Below are 17,800 nucleotides of genomic sequence, written 5' to 3'. Positions count from 1 at the left end.
CACATGATGAATGAGAGCGAACCCAAGGCGGCCGAGCCGGTTCCTGCCCCGCCCGATCCCTGGAAGGGGCTGCGCGGGGTGATGGCGGGGGTGCTGGTGCTCGAGGCGATCACGGTGCTGCTCGCCCTGCCGGTGGTCGCCGATATCGCCGGGGGTATCACCTGGGTTTCGGGGACCTATCTGGTGGTACTCGCCCTGATCATGGTCGCCGGGGCGGGTCTGCAGCGGCGGTCCTGGGCTATTCCGTTCAATCTGGGCTTGCAGGCGCTGGTGCTGATCGGTGGCATCTTCCATATCTCCATCGCGATCATCGGCATCGTCTTCCTCGTCGTGTGGGGGTTCATCCTGGTGCTGCGGTCCGATGTCAAACGCCGGATGGAGGCGGGGACGCTGCCCAGCCAGCGGATGGGCGGAAGCTCCTAGCCCGTACTCCTGCGAGAGGCACCTTCGGCCGTGTGCGGACTGCGGTTGAGACCTGCTCGATCACGCCCATTAGGCTGGCCGCGTGACAGAGCAGACATTGATTCTGATCAAACCGGACGGCGTGGCGCGCGGTTGTGTCGGCGAGGTGCTGAACCGGGTCGAGCGCAAGGGCCTGAAGATCGCCGCCCTCGAGCTCAAGCAGGTGAGCGAGGAACTTGCCGGCGAGCACTACGCTGAGCATGCCGATAAGCCGTTTTTCGGTTCACTGATCCAATTCATCACCTCGGGCCCGGTGGTTGCGGCCGTGCTGGAGGGGCCGCGTGCCATCGCCGCCTTCCGGCAGCTGGCCGGGGGCACCGATCCGGTCGAGAAAGCCGCACCCGGCAGCATTCGCGGTGATCTGGGTCTCGAGACCCAGTCGAACCTGGTGCACGGATCGGACTCGCCCGAGTCGGCCAAACGCGAGATCTCCCTCTGGTTCCCCGAATTCCCGCTCTGAACACTGCCCGGTAACGGGTTTTCCGGATCCGTGCGAGTGCCTCGCGCAGCGCCATGGCGAACACCTGGCGCACGGTGTGGGATACTGGTACTTGGTTGCGCCCGACACCGGGTGCGACCGGATGACACACTGCGGAACGATGCCGCCATCGCTGCCGCGGACGTAGAAGCCGGAGATCTCGGCTGCGTCTGCCCGGCGCGCTGGACGAGTGCTCGGACCGCGGCGTTCAGCCAGATGCCAGGCGCCGCGTGGCCAGTTAGCCCGACCGACGTTCGATAGTGGAGATAACCGGGCACGCGGGGCGAGACCATTGACCTTGCGCCAACCGCGCGAGGCGGACGGAAAGCGTCCCCGCGACGGCCGCGTCACTCGTAGAGGAACGCGCCCGGGGGCCCGAGGAGACTTCGTGGCCGATCAAGAGCCGCTGGACACAACATCACAGGACGACGATCACTTGCCGGAGCGAATCCGAGTGCACGCCCTTGCCAAGCGCTTGGGCGTGACCAGCAAACGTATCCTGGCCAAACTCAGCGAACTGGGGACCGAGGTCCGCAGCCCGCAGTCGAGTGTGGACCGGGCCGTCGCGGAATCGGTCCGCGAATCGTTGACCACTCCCAACCTGACTCCCGCCGAACCGGGCCTGTTCGAGCCGGCCGCTGCCGTCCCGGAAACGGGCGCGGCCGGTCGGTCGGCGACAGCGAACGAGGCACTCGGTGCCGCCGAGGCAGACCGATCCACCGGGGCGGATCAGGCCCCGGCGCCCAGTGGTGGAGCCGGGCAAATTCCTGGCTTCGACACCGAAACCGTGGCCGCGGGTGCGGCGGTATGGGAACCGGAAGAGCCGCCCGCACCCGATATGATGCCCGCCGGTACAGGTCTTGCACCGGACCCCGCGGCCACCTCCGGCACGGCGGCCTCTGCCGCCGCCGGGGAACAGAGCGCAACCGAATCGGCTCCTGCCGATTCCGCCGGGGAATCCGCGGTACCGGGCGGTGTGCCGGCGACCGGCGAAACGGCGCTCACCGCCGAAGCCGCCCGGGCCGGCGACTCCGGCGGAACACAGACGACCGGGGCCGGTCTCGCCGCCCTGCCCGCGGAAGCAGCTGGAACAACCGCGCCCGGCGAGAAGGCCGAAACTGCGGAATCGGCGCACGGCGAGGAGGGCGCGCAACACGCTGCGGCCGCCGATACCGAGGATTCCGCAGAGCCGGCCGGGCCCGCGGCGGTCTCCGTCTCGGCCACGGTCTCCACGAGTGCACCGCTCTCCCCGGCTACGCCGCCGCCCGCGTTCACCGCGGCAGCGAATCTGTTCGCGAGCCCGGTCCGTGAGGAACCCGCCGCCGCCGAACCGGTCGTTTTCGAAAGTGCGGTCGTCGCGGCCCCGCTGTTCCTCTCCCCGGACGCGGCTGCCGCCGAGGATCTGCGCCGTCGCCGCAAGGCCGAACAACAGGCAGAACAGGCGGAACGGCAGAACGAGTCGAAAGCCGAGCCGAAGACGGAACGGCAGACCGAGCCGGAGCCGGCCGCGGACAGTGACGCGGATACCGAAACCGGTGACGACCAGTCCGACCAGGGCGGCGATTCCGACGATCAGCCGCGCCGCCGTCGCCGGGGCCGCCGGGGCCGCGGCCGGGGTCGCGGGGAACAGCAGTCCGACGGCGACGGCGACGGCGATGCCGACGAGGGCGAATCAGCCGAATCGGCCGAAACTGCCACCGAAACCGAGGACCGTTCCGCGGCCGGCGAGGATACCGACGACCAGGAAACCGGCGATACCGGCGAGGAATCCGAGGGTGGTTCGAGCCGTCGCCGCCGGCGGCGACGCCGCCGGAAGGTATCCGGTGAATCGGGTGAGACGGCCGAATCCGCCGAGGACGATCCACCCAATACGGTGGTTCACGAACGCGAGCCGCGGAACAAGACCCGGGCCCGCACGACCGCGGACGAGGTCCAGGGCATCAGCGGCTCCACCCGGCTCGAGGCCAAACGGCAGCGCCGGCGGGACGGCCGCGAGGCCGGTCGGCGCCGGCCGCCGATTCTCACCGAATCGGAATTCCTGGCGCGGCGCGAATCGGTCGACCGGGTGATGGTGGTCCGGGAGAAGGAGTTCCCCGGCCATCCGTCGGCGACCCAGGTCGCGGTACTCGAGGACAATATCCTGGTCGAGCATTTCGTCACCAGCACCGGATCGGCGTCCATGGTGGGCAATGTCTACCTGGGCAAGGTGCAGAACGTGCTGCCGAGCATGGAGGCCGCATTTGTCGATATCGGCCGCGGCCGCAACGGTGTGCTCTACGCCGGTGAAGTGAATTGGGAGGCCGCCGGACTCGGCGGCAGGGAACGCAAGATCGAGCAGGCGCTCAAACCCGGTGATCAGGTGCTGGTGCAGGTCAGCAAGGATCCGGTCGGGCACAAGGGTGCCCGCTTGACCACCCAGATCAGCCTCGCCGGCCGTTTCCTGGTGTACGTGCCGGGCGGCACCTCCACCGGTATCAGCCGCAAACTGCCTGATACCGAGCGCAAACGTCTCAAGGAGATCCTGCGCGAGATCGTGCCCACCGATGCCGGGGTGATCATCCGCACCGCCTCCGAAGGAGTCAGTGAGGCGGAACTGACGCGCGATGTGGAGCGGTTGCAAGCCACGTGGCGTAAGGTCTCCGCGGCCGCCGAGGGCGAATCCCATGCCCCGAAAACTCTCTACGAAGAGCCGGACCTGCTGGTGAAGGTGGTCCGCGACCTGTTCAACGAGGATTTCTCGAAACTGGTGATCGAGGGCGAACGCTCCTGGAACACGGTCGAGAAATATATCGGCACGGTCGCTCCGGACCTGCTCACGCGGGTTTCCCGGCACGAGAACAACGGGGTCGATGTTTTCGAGGCCTACCGGATCGACGAACAGCTGGCCAAGGCGCTGGACCGCAAGGTCTGGCTGCCGTCCGGCGGCACCCTGGTGATCGATCGCACCGAGGCCATGACAGTGGTCGATGTGAACACCGGTAAGTTCACCGGGTCCGGCGGCGGCAACCTCGAGGAAACCGTCACCCGCAACAACCTCGAAGCCGCCGAGGAGATCGTGCGGCAGATGCGGTTGCGCGATATCGGCGGCATGATCGTGGTCGATTTCATCGATATGGTCCTCGAATCCAACCGCGACCTGGTGCTGCGCCGACTTACCGAGGCGCTGGGCCGCGACCGCACCCGCCACCAGGTCTCCGAGGTCACCTCGCTCGGCCTGGTGCAGATGACCCGTAAGAAGCTCGGCACGGGCCTGGTGGAGGCCTTCTCCACCACCTGCGAGCACTGCCACGGCCGCGGCATCCTCGTGCACAGCTACCCGGTGGAAATCGGCGGCGGTGACGAGAGCTCGGGTCGCGGTCGCGAATCGGGTTCGCGGCGGCGCCGCAATCGCGACAAGGCCGCGCCCGCTGCGGCCGCGCCGGCGCCGGTGCCCGAAATCTCGGAAGAGGAAGCGGCAGCCAAACGGGCGCATCCGGTGGCGCTGGCCATGGCCGCGCACCAATCGGAGGACTCGGCGGACGAGGCGGCCACAGCCGCGGATCAGATCGCGACCGGAGAGGCCGCCGACCGGGCCGGGGAGGAAACCGGCGCGGAGCCGGCAGCCCGGGCCGGCGCCGCCGCGGACCGGACCGGTGCCGCGGAACCGCGGCGGCGGCGTACCCGGGTCCGGCGCTCCGCCGGTGCGGCATCGTCCGGGGATCGTCCTGCTGCAGAGGCGAACGGCAGCGCAGCGCACGTGGTCTCCGAAGCCGATGCCGCTGGTCCCGCCGAAGCCACGGTCGATACGGCCGGAGTCGATACGACCGGAGCTGCTGCGGAATCGGCTGGAGTCGCCGCGGAAACGACAGCGGACGCCGACGGAGTGGATGCCGATACCGCAGCGCCGGTGACGGCTGCGGACACGACCGCCGCAAGCGCGGCGGCCGCGGCTTCGGAGAGCATCGCGTCGACTGCCGACGCGGACGCCGATGTCGCAACCGGTAACGAACCGGAGACACTGGGCGTTGCTCCCGGTGCCACGACCGTGCCGGACACCTCCGCCGCTGTGGTCACCGGCACCGAACACGAGACCGGCACCCCGGTGACCGGGTCCATCTCGAACGGTGCCCCGGAAACCGCTACCGCGCCGAACGGCACCACTGCCGCGGCAAACGGCACCACTGCGCCGGCGGCGACAGGCACCACAACGGAGACCCCGGAAGAGCCTCCGGTTGCCGCAGCATCGGTCGAGGACGGCACTGCCGAGTCCCGTACCCGGCGGCGTCGCGTCGCCAGGTCCACGTCCGCACCGGCAGTCGACGCCGCGGCCGCGGTCTTCGTGCTGCCCGCCGAGGAGCCGCCGGCAGCGCCGGCCGCCGACCTCGCGGCCGAGCCCGTGGCGGCCGAAGTGCCGGTCCGCCGGACACGGCGCCGTGCGGCCGGGCGCCCGGCAGGACCACCGGTCGACGAAGACAACTGAGTCGAGGTGAATGTGCCCGGTCCGGCTTTCGGATCGGGCACTTCGCTGTGCGCGGGACGTCTCGTACGGGGTGCGTGAACCGGGCGCAGTGGCCGGCGATCGGGTGCCGCGAGGGGACCGGTTTGGTCGCGGGAACCGGCATCGGGTAACCTTGGCACTCGCTGCCCGGTGACAGCATGAGCTGTTCCGTGGCCGGTTCCCGATACCGAGAGCCACCAGATACCGAGGCGGCGACGATTACCAGACCAGTCGTGCGGTGGATCCCGGTGCACTCCGAGAGACAACCGTGCGAACGAGTGCCGAGCACTATAGGAAGAAGGGCAGCCGACCGATGGCAACGTACGCGATCGTCAAGACCGGCGGAAAGCAGTACAAGGTCGCGGTCGGTGACCTGGTGAAGGTCGAGAAGATCGAGGGTGCACCGGGCACCTCCGTGGCACTGTCGCCGGTGCTCCTCGTCGATGGCGCCGAACTGACCACCGCAGCCGACAAGCTCGCGAAGGTTTCGGTATCGGCCGAGGTGGTCGAGCAGACCAAGGGCCCGAAGATCCGCATTCACAAGTTCAAGAACAAGACCGGCTACCACAAGCGCCAGGGTCACCGTCAGCCGCTGACGGTCCTGAAGGTCACCGGCATCAAGTAACCACTCGCAGGGCTTTCGTCCCGCGCTGAAGGAGTATCAGCAATGGCACATAAGAAGGGTGCATCCAGCTCCCGGAACGGCCGCGATTCCAATTCCAAGCGGCTCGGCGTGAAGCGCTTCGGCGGGCAGACCGTCAAGGCCGGCGAGATCTTGGTGCGGCAGCGTGGCACCCACTTCCATCCCGGCGTCAACGTCGGCCGCGGCGGGGACGACACCCTGTTCGCGCTGGAAGCCGGTGCCGTGACGTTCGGCAGCAAGCGTGGTCGCAAGACCGTCAACATCGTGGTCCCGGAGCCGGTCGAAGCCTGACCGGCTGACGACTCCACCACAGCGAGCGGGTCAGGGTGATTCACCCTCGACCCGCTTTTCGCGTTTCTACGGTTCGCCGTAGCTTTCCCGCGGTCCCGGTATCGGATGCCGCGCCTTCCCGACCTTCCAGTTCCCGAGGAGGATGATCCGGCCATGGCCAAGTTCATCGACCGCGTCGTTCTTCATGTCAGCGCCGGTAAAGGCGGCCATGGTTGTGCGTCGGTGCACCGGGAGAAGTTCAAACCCCTCGGCGGGCCCGACGGCGGCAACGGCGGTAACGGTGGGGATGTGGTACTCGAGGTCGACGCCAATGTGCACACCCTGCTGGATTTCCACTTCCACCCGCATGCGAAGGCCGGTAACGGTAAACCGGGTGAGGGTGGGAACCGGGACGGGAAAAAGGGGTCCGAGCTGCTGTTGAAGGTTCCGGACGGAACCGTCGTCCTGGATTCCGACGGTGAGGTCCTGATGGATCTGGTCGGTGCCGGCAACCGGTTCGTGATCGCGAAGGGCGGTCGCGGCGGGCTGGGGAACGCGGCACTGGTGTCCCGGGCGCGTAAGGCTCCCGGTTTCGCGCTTCTCGGCGAGGAGGGCGAGGTCCGCGATGTGGTGCTGGAACTCAAATCCGTCGCCGATGTGGGGCTGGTCGGGTTCCCGTCGGCCGGTAAGTCGTCGCTGGTTTCGGTGCTCTCGGCGGCGAAACCGAAGATCGCCGACTATCCGTTCACCACGCTGGTCCCGAACCTGGGCGTGGTGAACGCCGGTGACACCACCTTCACCATCGCCGACGTTCCCGGCCTGATTCCCGGTGCGAGTGACGGCCGCGGGCTGGGCCTGGACTTCCTGCGTCACCTGGAGCGCTGCGCGGTCCTCGCCCATGTCGTGGATCTGGCGACCCTGGAACCGGGCCGCGACCCCATCTCCGATATCGATGCGCTCGAGGCCGAACTCGCCGCCTACAAACCGGCGCTGCGCGGCGACGCGAGCCTCGGTGATCTGGCCGACCGGCCGCGGGTGGTGATCCTGAACAAGGCCGATGTGCCCGATGCCGAAGACCTTGCCGATCTGGTGACGCCGGAGTTGCGCGAGCGCGGCTGGCCCGTCTACCGGATCTCCGCGGTCAGCCACGCCGGTTTGCGGCCGCTGACCTTCGCCCTCGCCGAACTGGTGCAGCAGTACCGCGAAGCGCATCCCAAGGCGGAACCGAAACGGCCGGTGATCCGCCCGATCGCGGTGGACGATTCGGGCTTCTCGGTGATACCCGACCCGGAGGAACCGGGTGGTTTCGTGGTCCGCGGTACCCGGCCCGAACGCTGGGTCCGCCAGACGCAGTTCGACAACGACGAAGCCGTCGGCTACCTGGCCGACCGGCTGGCCCGGCTCGGTGTGGAGGACGAACTGGTGCGGCTCGGCGCCGAACCGGGTGCGCCCGTGACGATCGGCGATGTGACCTTCGACTGGGAACCGCAGATCGCGGCCGGCGCCGATATCGTTCCCACCGGCCGCGGCACCGATGTCCGGCTCGAACAGACCGACCGGGTCGGTGCGGCCGAACGTAAGCACGCCTCACGGGTGCGGCGTGGACTCGTCGACGAAGAAGACAGGGAGTAGGCAGGTGAACCTGGGGAACCGCGGAGCAGGGGCACGGCCGTGACCCAGTTGCCGCTAGAGCTCAGTGATGCCCGGCAGGCGATAGCCGGGGCGCGGCGGGTCGTGGTGAAGATCGGTTCGTCCGCGCTCACCAGCCTGCACGGGGGTTTGGACAACGATCGGCTGGATCGGCTCGCGGATGCCATCGAGGCGCGGATGCGGGCCGGTTCCGATGTGGTGGTGGTGTCGTCGGGCGCGATCGGCGCCGGGCTGGCGCCGCTGGGGCTCACCCGGCGGCCGCGCGATCTCGCGACCAAACAGGCCGCGGCCAGTGTCGGTCAGCTGGCGCTCGCGCATGCGTGGGGGACCTCGTTCGCCCGGTACGACCGCACGGTGGGCCAGGTGCTGCTCAGCGCCGACGATTTCGCCCGGCGCGAGCACCACCGTAATGCCCAGCGCACCTTGGACCGGTTGCGGTCGCTCGGGGCGGTCGCGGTGGTGAACGAGAACGATACGGTCGCCACGGAGGAGATCCGGTTCGGTGACAACGACCGCCTCGCCGCGCTGGTCGCCCATCTCGTGGGCGCCGACGCATTGTTCCTGCTCTCCGATGTGGCGGGCCTCTACGACGGAGATCCGCGCAAGGGCGACGCGAATTTCATCGCCGAGGTGCGCAGCAGCGCCGATCTCGACGGTGTGATCGCCGGGAGCGGCGGTGTGCTCGGAACCGGTGGCATGGCCTCGAAACTGTCGGCCGCCCGGCTGGCCGCCGATGCGGGTGTGCCGGTGCTGCTGGCGGCCGCGGCCGATGCGACGAGTGCACTCGGAACGGGCACCGTCGGTACGGCTTTCGCGGCCCGTCCGGTGCGTTTGTCGGCCCGCAGGTTCTGGGTCCGGCATGCCGCCGACAGTCGCGGTGCCATTCTCATCGACGCCGGGGCCGTCACCGCGGTGGCGCAGGCCCGGCGGTCGCTGCTCGCGGCGGGGATCGTCGGCGTACGCGGGCGTTTCCACGGCGGCGATGTGGTGGATCTGGTCGGCCCGGACCGCGCGATCGTGGCCCGTGGCGTGGTGGAATACGATGCGGCCGAACTTTCTACGATGCTGGGGCGGTCCACCCGGGAACTACCGGACAGTATGCAGCGCCCGGTGATCCACGCCGACGACCTCGTGAAGGTCTGACGGTCCCGGCCGGTGCGGTCGGCCGGTGGCCCGGCTCAGGAAATGCGGCCCAGATGGTCGGCGGCGCGGGTGGTTTCCGGTAGCCGGTAGCGGGGCGCCAGGCGTAGCACCAGTTCGCAGGCCGAGTCGAGGGTGAAGCGGTGGCCCACCGAGACGTAGACCGGTTTGATCCCGTGTTGCGTGCGCAGGACGCGGCCGACGATCTCGCCATCGGCGCCGACCGGGCTCCAGTCGCCGCGATCGGGCCCGGGTGCGCCCGCCTCGCCGTAGGAGTTCTTCGCTACGCCGATACTCGGCAGGCCGGTGAGGACGCCGAGGTGCGCGGCCAAACCGAAGCGACGGGGGTGAGCCAGCCCGTGACCGTCGCACACGAGCACATCGGGTTCGACGGTCAGCTTCTCCAGCGCCCCGGAGAGTGCGGGGACCTCACGGAAGGCGAAAAGACCGGATATATAGGGGAAGTCGATCCGTTCCCGCACCACGGCTTGGTCGAGCACCGTCAGTGATCCGGCGTCCAGTACCGTCACCACTCCGATAGCGATATCCGGGTTCCGATAGGCCACATCCAGTCCGGCCACCCGCCGTACCGGCCCGTGGTCGTCGCCCACCACAACCTGCGACCGGAGTCGCTGCTGTATGGCGACGGCCTCTTCCTCGGACACCACCCATTCGTGCATCTGCCGCACCCGGACCATTCCCGGAGCCTAATCTGCGCCTCGGGGTGGGACGTATTCGCGGACGGTCACCGCGGGTTGGCAGGCGCGGCGCACCGCCGACTCGGCAGACCGGGGCGAGCGCGCGGACGCGGGGTCGACGTACCAGCGGCCCATGTTCGCGGCCTCCACCCGTGTAAGAGCTTCGTTACGGCGGGGATCTGTGGGCCCGGCGATGGCCACGGGTTCGACCGTGTTGCCGGGCCCCGGTCCGACAGCACCTCAGCGGGAGTGGTCCGGACGGGTCGGCGGGCTCACCCGGAGAAAGGATCCACGACCCCGTAGTTACGCAACCGCTCGACGGCGCGGTCGTCGGATAGTTCAGCGCGCGCCTCGGGATGTTCGTGGTAGTAGCGGATCAGCCAGTATGTTCCCGCGGCCCCGATCGAGAGCTTTTCCGCGTGTATCCGTTTGATGCTCGTGCGACCGGGTCGGCGACCGGGGGATTCGATGCGGATGGTGCCCTTGGAATTGTTGCGCGACTGCACGGCGACCCGTTCCACAGCGGTCCAGCTCACCCGGTTCCCGATGGAGGTCTTGGTGGGTACCACGATATGCATCGGGGTGAGCACCAGGCGGCGGATCTCCGGGCGGCGCGCGTAGACCGCGAGGTATCCGAGCAGTACGGCCGCGACCGTGATCGCGAGCCACGGCGGAATCGGCAAACGCAGGGTGAGGTTGCCGGTCAGTACTCCGATCCCGTAGTTCGCGCAGAGTGCCGCCGGGCTCAGGAAGCAGATCACCAGCGCGATCTCGTAGCCGAGCGAGCGGCGCACCACCAGTGCGCCGCGATCGCTGGCGAACCGGGCGCCGTCGACCCTGATCCGCGACCGGCCCCGCGAGGTCGCGGAGATCATCGGCAGGAACGAGGCCACCCAGACGGTGGCCGCGATATGCAGCGCGGTGAGCAGCGGTTCACCGGAGTCGAGGGACAGGGCCGCCTGGGCAGCTAGGAAGGTGGCGAGAATCGCCACCAGGAACACAGCCGGATAGGTCCAGCCGTTGAGGTTGCCGCGTAGCTCGCGCGGCGGCGGGAAGAAGCCGCCCGGCTGTATCCGGGGCGGACCGGCCTGCACACCCGGACCCGCCTCGGCTTCAGGCGGTTCGGCGGACAGCGTGCTCGGCTGGGATGTCATCGGTACTACCTGTACTCCAGGGTTGCTTCGGGTGCCTGTGATGATATCGGCAATCGCCGGGCAACTCCCGTTCGCGCGCCCGGGGTGGCGTCAGTGCGCCATCGCGGCCCGATTGTGCACTCGACCGTCCCGCTCGCGGCGCCGGGTGGCGCCGCGAGCCGAACGTATCGGATGCGTTCTACCGATTCAGTTTTCGGTGCCTACGGGAAGCGCGGCGTCCGGTCGGCGCGGCCGCGACCGGTCGATCAGTATCACGACTACCAGCGAAATCACGCCCCATACCGCGAATGTCGTCAGATGGGTGCCGACCGTATCCGCATCGAAGTACAGGATCGAGCGCACCGATTCCACCGCCGCCGGCGTCGGCAGCACTTCGTGCAGGACCCGGAACATCTCCGGTTCCATATAGATCGACATGGCGCCGTTGGATGCGGGCACACCGAGGAACATCAGGACCGCGATCACCGGAAGTACGGCCAGCATGCCGAGGAGTCGCACGAAGATCGTGGTGAACAGGGCTGTACTGCATATCGCCACCGCACCCACCCCGAACAGCGGCAGGAAGTGCCCGTGTACGGCGCCGACGAGCGGGCCCGCGATCAACCAGACGACCGCCGACATCGCCGAGGACCAACCGCCCAGGAGCGGCAGCAGGGTAGGCAGGCCCATCACCATCGGTGCCGCCGTAGAGCCGACGATGATGACCATGAAACCGGCCATGATCCACCCCATGGCCAGATACATGCTCACCGTCCCCATGCTGTCGGTATCGGCCAGTGCCGTGATGTTCCCGGTTTCCATCGGTGTCTGCTGACCTGCGGCGACCTGCCCGCATACCGTCTGCACCACTTGCTGCTGGGGGACGCGACGAACTCCTGCGCGAACTGGTGGACCGTTATCGCGAACCGGTACGCCACATCCGTGCCGATCTGATCGCCCGGCTCCCGGCCGACCCCGGTCTCACGGAATATCTGCAATGCCTGATCCTGCCGGTGACCGGCCATATCGGATCCTTGCCCACCCCGACTTGCGGGCGCGATTACAACGTCAACTGGCCATCACACCGTCCACCGCCGCCATGCTCACCGAATCCGCCCGTGCCGACGAGTCGACGACCGCGTGATTGCGCAGATCCACGAACATCTGTCGGCCGTCCCGCCCACGGTGCGCGCCGGCCGCGAACGGATTGTGGGCCGCATGATCATCGATATCTGCGCCTGGCTCACGGCGGGTGTCTTACCGGTCGACAGGTTGCGGTACGGCCCCCGGGCGGCGATACCGGATCACGGGAACGCCGTCGTCGATCGTGACGGTGGCGCGAACACCGTAGACGTCGTGGACCAGGCTTTCGGTCAGGGTTTCGGCAGGCGGTCCGTGGGCGGCGACCCGGCCGCGGTCGAGCACCAGCACGTAGTCGCAGAACATCGCCGCGAGGTTCAGATCGTGCAGGGCGACCACGGTGGTGATGGGCAGTTCGGTGATCAGCTCCAGGATCTCGAGCTGGTGGGCGATATCCAGGTGGTTGGTGGGCTCGTCGAGCAGTAGTTCGCTGGGCTCCTGCGCCAGGGCGCGCGCGATCTGGGCGCGCTGGCGCTCGCCGCCGGAGAGAGTGCGCCAGATGCGGTGCGCGTGTGCCGCGAGACCGGTGGCGTGCAATGCCTTGTCGATCGACTCGTCCTCCCGGGGATCGGTGCCGAACAGGTCCCGGTGCGGGATACGACCCAGACGTACGACATCGCGCACGGTGATATCGACCTCGGTATGGGCATGCTGGCCGACCATCGCGACCCTGCGGGCCAGCGGGCGCCGCCCGAGGCGGTGCAGGGGAGTGCCGTCGAGGGTGACGGTGCCGCGATCGGGTCGCGAGACGCCCGCGAGCAACCGCAGCAGCGAGGACTTACCGGACCCGTTCGGCCCGAGCAACCCCACGGTCTGCCCGGGACGCGGCCGGATATCGATATCGTCGACGACCAGGTTGCCGCCGCGGGTCCACGACAGGTCTGTGCCGTTCAGTGTCATCTGTTCACCTGCGTCCTGCGGTTCGCCGAGCGGCCGGATGTTGTGGCAGGGTCATTCGGTACTTCGGGTGCGGAACAGCAGCAGCGCGAACGCGGGCACGCCGATCAATGCGGTGACCACCCCTACCGGCACCTCCTGTGGTGCGAAAACGGTCCTCGCCAGCGCGTCGACCCAGACCAGTAGCACCGCGCCCAGAACCGCACAGACCGGTAGCAGCCGGCTGTGCCGGGGACCCACCAGGAACCGGGCGGCATGCGGGAGGACCAGGCCGACGAAACCGATCGCCCCGGCCGCACTGACCAGCACAGCGGTCATCAGGGCGGTGACGACGAGCAACAGCAGCCGGGTCCGTCCGACCCCGATGCCCAGCGTCGCCGCGGCCGACGACCCGAAGGTGAACGCGTCCAGCGCGGAATGCCGCCACCAGCACAGCACGAAACCGGCGGCGCAGACCAGCGCGGTGACCGTGACATCGGTCCAGCTCGCACCCGCCAGCGACCCCAGCAGCCAGAACAGGATGCCGCGGGTGCGTTCGGCGTCGGCGGAGGACAGCACGATGAACGACGTGAGCGCGGAAAACAACTGGGTGCCCGCGACCCCCGCCAGCACCACCTTGGCCGCGCCGCCCCCGGCGCCCGCCGCCAACAGCAGCACCAGGCTGAACGAAACCAGCGCGCCGACCAGCGCGCCGGTGGACAGCGATACCAGGCCGCCACCCACCCCGAGCACCGCCACGATCACCGCCCCGGTGGACGCGCCGGAAGAAATACCGAGGACGAACGGATCCGCGAGCGGGTTGCGCAGCAGCGATTGCATGATCGCCCCGCAGACGGCCAGCCCCGCGCCGCAGATCGCGGCGAGCAGTGTTCGCGGTAGCCGCAGTTCCCAGACGATGCCTTTTCGGATCGCCGAAACCTCCGCGGCGCCGACACCGAGCTTGTCGAACAGTACGGCGTAGACATCGCCGATGGACAGCTCCGCGGGACCGATGGTGATCGTGAACGCCATCGAGGCGGCCAGCGCCGCCAGCCCGAGCAGCACCAGCGCGGCCGTCGCGGGTGCGCGCGTGACCGGCGCTGTCTGCGGACTCACGAACCGTAGCCCCACCGTTCCAGGGCGTCGGCGACTTTCTCGATACCGTCGACCGTCCGGATCGACGGATTCAGATCCGCACCGTTGACGACGATATAGCGCCTGTTCCGGACAGCATCCAGTCGCGCGGTGACCGGATTCGATTCCAGGAACGAGATCTTGCTGTCGAGGGCGTCGCCGGCCAGGCTGCGCCGGCTCAGATCGGCCAGGACGAGGGCGGTCGGATTGCGGTCGAGGACCGTTTCCCAGCTCACCTGTGGCCACTCGTTGGTGGTGTCGTCGAAAATGTTCTTCGCGCCGACCGCTCCGGTGATGATGCCGGACGACCCGCAGCAGCCCGCCATATAGGGCGTGGAGGTGTCGGCGAACCAATACGCCAGTGATACGTCCCGGGCGGCTATCCGGCCGACCGCGGCGTCGTGCCGGCCGCGCAGTTCGGTGACCAGCTGCTCGCCGCGATCTTCGACATCGAAGATTGCCGCGAGGTCGCGGACCTCCTGGTAGACCGAGTTCATGGTCAGCGGTTCGGTGCGGGCGCCGTCGGCATTGACACTGGCATCGGTTTTCCCGTCGCAGTCGGTCGGCGACAGATAGGACGGCACGCCCAGCTGCGCGAACTGCTCCCGGTCGGCCACTCCGCCGGGGCCGAGCGTGCCGCCGAAGGAGGCCGCGACGAAATCGGGTTCGGTATCGAGAACCACCTCGAACGAGGGGGCGTTCTCGGCCAGCCGGGGGACCTTCGCGTTCGCGGCGGCGAGATTCTCGCGCACCGGATCGGTCCAGGTCGCGGTGCCCACCATCCGGTCGGCCAGGCCGAGCGACAGCATGATCTCCGCTGCTCCTTGATTCAGTGCGACCGCACGCTGCGGCGGAGCATCCACCGTGACCTCGACCCCGCAGTTGCCGATCTTCCTCGGATAGCCCGCCGCGTCGGTCGCGGTATCCGAGGCGGTTCCGGCTTCGGTGGCCGAGCAGCCGGCGAGTGCGGCGGCGGCCAGGACGGTGGTGATGATCAGCGGAAAGGACCGCATCGAGGCTGGACTCCTTGCGTCTGGGCCTGTGCGCGAGGCCGGCGTCGGTGCGGCGCGTGAGCGATCGGACTTCACCTGCACGGTGTCACCGTTGCGCGCCAGTCCCGGACTCCCACCGGGTTCCCTCACCACGCCGCGGGCCGCACTGCGGCCGCGACTATGCTATCCGACGACCGACTGGACATACGACCAGGGCAAGGCGCCGGACCTTGATCTCCGGGGACGAGTACAACTCTCTGCGCGAGACGCTCTGCCTGATGCGTTCCCCGGCCCACGCCGCACGCCTCGCTCAGGGCATCGCCCAACCCGAGGCCGGCGCGTCCGTCGAGACGAGCATCGACGACCTTGCGAACGACACTGGTCGCGTCGGATCAACGACGAACCCCATCCTGTCTGTGCGGTTTCCGGCCACAGCGTCCGGATCGCACACTTCCGTGGATTCCTGTATACGGCGCTCGCCGGGCGCTGGTCGCCTCCCATCTCGGTATGCGGGCAGACCGTGCTGTTCACCGTATGGGGCACGCTGATCGGCGCGACGGGCTCGATCGACCGGATCGTGCTGTTCGCCGTATTCTCGGCGCTGCTGGGTGCGATACATGCGGTCACCGGGAGCCTGTGGGCGTGTATGGGTTTCCATACTGCGTTCCAAGTGACGGCCCAACTGCTCACCGGCAATCATTGGCCCCAGGCCGACCTCGCCGACCCCGGCGGCACCATTTCGGCACTGGTCGTCGCGATCCCGTTCCTCGTCACCGCGACTCTACTGTGATCAGGAACTCGCGCGGTCGCCGCGGTATCGGCGCTCGAACGTGATGGCGATTTTCTGCCAGCGTTCATGTCGTGAATCGCGTTTGCTCGAAGTACATCAGCAAAACGCGAAAGGACCGAAATGGCAGAGAATATCGTGGTGGTCACCGGCGCGACGCGCGGAATCGGCCGGGCGACCGCCACCGCATTCGCCCGCAAAGGCTACCGGGTGGTGGTGACGGGCCGTCGCGCCGAAGCCGTGGACGCCGTGGTGCGGGACTTGCGTGCCGAAGATCTCGCCGCCGACGGTGAACTGCTGGACGTATGCTCGGTCGACAGCGCTCGCTGCCTGGCCGAATCGCTCGGCGAGCGGTACGACCACATCGACGTGCTGGTGAACAATGCCGGGATCCTCCCCGAGGCAACAGCATCCGGAACGGTCAACTTCGCGCACCCGGGCGCCTTCACCGAAACCTTGATGACCAACACCTTCGGCCCGGCCAATGTGATCGAAGCCCTGTTGCCGCTGGTCCGGCGGGCTCCGGCCGGCCATATCGTGAACGTCTCCACCGAGATGGGGTCGCTGTCCGAACAGCGCAACCCGGATTCGGCCTACTACTCGATGGTGGTGCCCGGATATCAGGCATCGAAGGCGGCCCTCAACAGCCTCACAGTGGGTTTGGCGAAACTGCTTGCCGATACCCCGGTTCGAGTGACCTCGGTCTGCCCGGGTTTCGTCGCGACCGAACTCGCCCCAGCGGCAGCGGACGCGCCGACCACACCGGCCGATGCCGCGGGGCTCATCCTTTCCGCCGCGGAATCGGCCGACCCGTGCCGCAACGGGGCTTTCGTGGGTGCGGGCGGACCGATCCCTTGGTAGCAGAGCGTCTGTGACGAATCGGGCCATGCGCCGGAGACGGCCCGATTCGTCACACGGAGCCGCGGTCACTGTCGGATGATGCCGGCGCCACGGTGAACCGGGCGTGGGGTACCGGTCCGCCACTGTGCGGGGGAGAAACCCCGGACCGGCCGGTTGCCTTACATGCGTCCCTGATCTGCTGTTCGGCGTAGGCCGTGAACGAGTCCACTTCCGTCTCGCGGTAGGTCCACTCGTCGGCGACTTCGCCCAGGTATCCGGCCCGGGCGAGGCGCAACACCGCGGCGTGCCCGGCGGGCAGCCGAGATACGAGCGCTGCGGCGGCATCTGCCTTGGACACCACGACACCAGATTCGGCCGTCACCCACATCCGGGCGAGCGTCAGCACGACATTGCGTTCGTCGCCCCGGGCACCGGCGATCAACTCGGGTAGGCCGGCGACGATGGCCCGGACCAGGTCGCTCGCCGGGACCGGATCCAAGAGGTGCGCGGCGGGCGGGCCGAACAGTGTCGACGACGAATCGCGGACCATGGTGGTGAGAATCGTCAGGTCCGGGTCTTCGGTGGGGGCGGGCAGCTGTCCGTGTTCGAACTCCGCGCGCAGCCATTCGCCGTAGACGAAATCCGAGCGTGGCGGGAAACGCCACGGCACCACCTCGTCGCGGACGACCACGGTCAGTTCCACCGGCCGAGCCGGTCCGGACCGCGGCCACCGGCCGGAAGTGTGTAACAGCATATCGACCAAGGATTTCCGGACGTCACCAGCGAGGGAACCCTCGACCACGGCGAAAAGGTCGATATCGCTGTCGTGACGCAGCCCGCCTGCCACTGCCGAACCGTAGAGATACAGTCCGGCCAGGTTGTCACCGAGCACCTCCGTGACGGCCTGGGCTGTCGCGGCGGCTTGGGAATTCTGGTCAGGTTGTGCTCCCACCTCCTCACCATAGGTGCACCGGTGGGACGGCCCCAGGGGGAAATGCTGCTTCCGGAGGATTGCGGATGGGGGTTATCACGGAGGCGTGCGGACATCGAGGTGGCCTAGGTTCGAGGTGATGCCCGGCG

Annotated in this window: 17 protein-coding genes; 10 read left to right on the top strand and 7 right to left on the bottom strand. The window is 68.3% G+C overall.

Translation table 11 applies throughout. The annotated features are described in order from the left end of the window. The first annotated feature begins 6 nt into the window (after window positions 1–6). The 7 genes from NFL01S_RS18020 (at window position 7) to proB (ending at window position 9,123) form a co-directional block, all read left to right on the top strand. Window positions 7–423 carry a DUF4233 domain-containing protein gene (locus tag NFL01S_RS18020; protein ID WP_062976937.1) on the top strand — a complete coding sequence of 139 codons (417 nt, stop codon included), beginning with the start codon at window positions 7–9 and terminating at the stop codon, window positions 421–423. Between the two features lie 82 nt (window positions 424–505). Next, the gene (gene ndk / locus NFL01S_RS18015) at window positions 506–922 is read left to right on the top strand and encodes a nucleoside-diphosphate kinase (RefSeq protein WP_062976799.1); all 417 of its coding nucleotides are present in this window, start codon (window positions 506–508) and stop codon (window positions 920–922) included. Between the two features lie 406 nt (window positions 923–1,328). Next, on the top strand, window positions 1,329–5,399 hold the full coding sequence (locus NFL01S_RS34570) for a translation initiation factor IF-2 N-terminal domain-containing protein (protein ID WP_084492842.1): 4,071 nt from the start codon (window positions 1,329–1,331) through the stop codon (window positions 5,397–5,399). A gap of 331 nt (window positions 5,400–5,730) precedes the next feature. Then, window positions 5,731–6,042: a 50S ribosomal protein L21 gene (gene rplU / locus NFL01S_RS18005; protein ID WP_033244699.1), complete on the top strand. Its 312-nt coding sequence runs from the start codon at window positions 5,731–5,733 to the stop codon at window positions 6,040–6,042. A gap of 42 nt (window positions 6,043–6,084) precedes the next feature. After that, entirely contained in the window at window positions 6,085–6,351 is a 267-nt protein-coding gene (gene rpmA / locus NFL01S_RS18000) for a 50S ribosomal protein L27 (protein ID WP_033244700.1), read from the top strand. 153 nt (window positions 6,352–6,504) lie between these two features. Continuing rightward, window positions 6,505–7,962 carry a GTPase ObgE gene (gene obgE, locus NFL01S_RS17995; protein WP_062976934.1) on the top strand — a complete coding sequence of 486 codons (1,458 nt, stop codon included), beginning with the start codon at window positions 6,505–6,507 and terminating at the stop codon, window positions 7,960–7,962. Window positions 7,963–8,001: 39 nt separating this feature from the next. Next, window positions 8,002–9,123, top strand: a complete 1,122-nt coding sequence (gene proB / locus NFL01S_RS17990) for a glutamate 5-kinase (protein ID WP_245670761.1) — start codon at window positions 8,002–8,004, stop codon at window positions 9,121–9,123. Between the two features lie 35 nt (window positions 9,124–9,158). Here proB and NFL01S_RS17985 read toward each other — a convergent pair whose 3' ends face one another. The 3 genes from NFL01S_RS17985 to NFL01S_RS17975 all read right to left on the bottom strand — a co-directional run bounded on the left by NFL01S_RS17985 (window position 9,159) and on the right by NFL01S_RS17975 (window position 11,773). Further along, window positions 9,159–9,818 (bottom strand): endonuclease V, encoded by a 660-nt coding sequence (locus NFL01S_RS17985; protein ID WP_062976795.1) that lies wholly within the window; start codon window positions 9,816–9,818, stop codon window positions 9,159–9,161. 272 nt (window positions 9,819–10,090) lie between these two features. Then, complete coding sequence (locus NFL01S_RS17980) at window positions 10,091–10,972, bottom strand: hypothetical protein (protein WP_062976793.1); 882 nt, start codon at window positions 10,970–10,972, stop codon at window positions 10,091–10,093. A 186-nt stretch (window positions 10,973–11,158) separates the two neighbouring features. Continuing rightward, window positions 11,159–11,773 carry a hypothetical protein gene (locus tag NFL01S_RS17975; protein ID WP_157116648.1) on the bottom strand — a complete coding sequence of 205 codons (615 nt, stop codon included), beginning with the start codon at window positions 11,771–11,773 and terminating at the stop codon, window positions 11,159–11,161. A 175-nt stretch (window positions 11,774–11,948) separates the two neighbouring features. Here NFL01S_RS17975 and NFL01S_RS35560 point away from each other — a divergent pair, with 175 nt between their 5' ends. After that, a complete protein-coding gene (locus tag NFL01S_RS35560) occupies window positions 11,949–12,095 on the top strand; it encodes a hypothetical protein (RefSeq protein WP_157116646.1) in 147 nt (48 codons plus the stop codon). A 113-nt stretch (window positions 12,096–12,208) separates the two neighbouring features. Here the strand turns inward: NFL01S_RS35560 and NFL01S_RS17970 are convergent, their stop codons facing one another. The 3 genes from NFL01S_RS17970 to NFL01S_RS17960 form a co-directional block, all read right to left on the bottom strand. Continuing rightward, window positions 12,209–12,991 carry an ABC transporter ATP-binding protein gene (locus NFL01S_RS17970; RefSeq protein WP_062976788.1) on the bottom strand — a complete coding sequence of 261 codons (783 nt, stop codon included), beginning with the start codon at window positions 12,989–12,991 and terminating at the stop codon, window positions 12,209–12,211. 51 nt (window positions 12,992–13,042) lie between these two features. Then, a complete protein-coding gene (locus NFL01S_RS17965) occupies window positions 13,043–13,999 on the bottom strand; it encodes a FecCD family ABC transporter permease (RefSeq protein WP_084492856.1) in 957 nt (318 codons plus the stop codon). Window positions 14,000–14,079: 80 nt separating this feature from the next. Further along, window positions 14,080–15,114 (bottom strand): ABC transporter substrate-binding protein, encoded by a 1,035-nt coding sequence (locus NFL01S_RS17960; protein WP_062976787.1) that lies wholly within the window; start codon window positions 15,112–15,114, stop codon window positions 14,080–14,082. Between NFL01S_RS17960 and NFL01S_RS35555 the strand changes: the two genes are divergently transcribed. Beyond that, window positions 15,092–15,883: a CPBP family intramembrane glutamic endopeptidase gene (locus NFL01S_RS35555; protein WP_245670759.1), complete on the top strand. Its 792-nt coding sequence runs from the start codon at window positions 15,092–15,094 to the stop codon at window positions 15,881–15,883. The two genes, NFL01S_RS17960 and NFL01S_RS35555, sit on opposite strands and share 23 nt — an antisense overlap. A gap of 120 nt (window positions 15,884–16,003) precedes the next feature. Continuing rightward, window positions 16,004–16,741: an SDR family NAD(P)-dependent oxidoreductase gene (locus NFL01S_RS17950; RefSeq protein ID WP_063915983.1), complete on the top strand. Its 738-nt coding sequence runs from the start codon at window positions 16,004–16,006 to the stop codon at window positions 16,739–16,741. A gap of 49 nt (window positions 16,742–16,790) precedes the next feature. On the opposite strand, the gene NFL01S_RS17945 is transcribed toward NFL01S_RS17950, so the two are convergent. Further along, entirely contained in the window at window positions 16,791–17,672 is an 882-nt protein-coding gene (locus NFL01S_RS17945; RefSeq protein ID WP_062976783.1) for an aminoglycoside adenylyltransferase family protein, read from the bottom strand. Window positions 17,673–17,800 lie beyond the last annotated feature (128 nt).

It is taken from the genome of Nocardia flavorosea NBRC 108225 (assembly GCF_001613385.1).
Classification (GTDB): Bacteria; Actinomycetota; Actinomycetes; order Mycobacteriales; family Mycobacteriaceae; genus Nocardia; species Nocardia flavorosea.
Note: the sequence above shows the minus strand (reverse complement) of the source record. Positions and strands in the feature narration are given on the sequence as shown.

What these genes read in the sequence shown, in the direction of transcription:
- NFL01S_RS35560 (WP_157116646.1), top strand. Translation starts at nt 11,949, where the DNA reads ATGCCTGATCCTGCCGGTGACCGGCCATATCGGATCCTTGCCCACCCC.
- rplU (WP_033244699.1), top strand. Translation starts at nt 5,731, where the DNA reads ATGGCAACGTACGCGATCGTCAAGACCGGCGGAAAGCAGTACAAGGTC.
- NFL01S_RS17950 (WP_063915983.1), top strand. Translation starts at nt 16,004, where the DNA reads ATGGCAGAGAATATCGTGGTGGTCACCGGCGCGACGCGCGGAATCGGC.
- NFL01S_RS17965 (WP_084492856.1), bottom strand. Translation starts at nt 13,999, where the DNA reads ATGGCGTTCACGATCACCATCGGTCCCGCGGAGCTGTCCATCGGCGAT.
- NFL01S_RS17975 (WP_157116648.1), bottom strand. Translation starts at nt 11,773, where the DNA reads ATGGAAACCGGGAACATCACGGCACTGGCCGATACCGACAGCATGGGG.
- NFL01S_RS17980 (WP_062976793.1), bottom strand. Translation starts at nt 10,972, where the DNA reads ATGACATCCCAGCCGAGCACGCTGTCCGCCGAACCGCCTGAAGCCGAG.
- NFL01S_RS35555 (WP_245670759.1), top strand. Translation starts at nt 15,092, where the DNA reads ATGATCAGCGGAAAGGACCGCATCGAGGCTGGACTCCTTGCGTCTGGG.
- rpmA (WP_033244700.1), top strand. Translation starts at nt 6,085, where the DNA reads ATGGCACATAAGAAGGGTGCATCCAGCTCCCGGAACGGCCGCGATTCC.
- NFL01S_RS17985 (WP_062976795.1), bottom strand. Translation starts at nt 9,818, where the DNA reads ATGGTCCGGGTGCGGCAGATGCACGAATGGGTGGTGTCCGAGGAAGAG.
- obgE (WP_062976934.1), top strand. Translation starts at nt 6,505, where the DNA reads ATGGCCAAGTTCATCGACCGCGTCGTTCTTCATGTCAGCGCCGGTAAA.
- NFL01S_RS18020 (WP_062976937.1), top strand. Translation starts at nt 7, where the DNA reads ATGAATGAGAGCGAACCCAAGGCGGCCGAGCCGGTTCCTGCCCCGCCC.
- NFL01S_RS17970 (WP_062976788.1), bottom strand. Translation starts at nt 12,991, where the DNA reads ATGACACTGAACGGCACAGACCTGTCGTGGACCCGCGGCGGCAACCTG.
- NFL01S_RS17960 (WP_062976787.1), bottom strand. Translation starts at nt 15,114, where the DNA reads ATGCGGTCCTTTCCGCTGATCATCACCACCGTCCTGGCCGCCGCCGCA.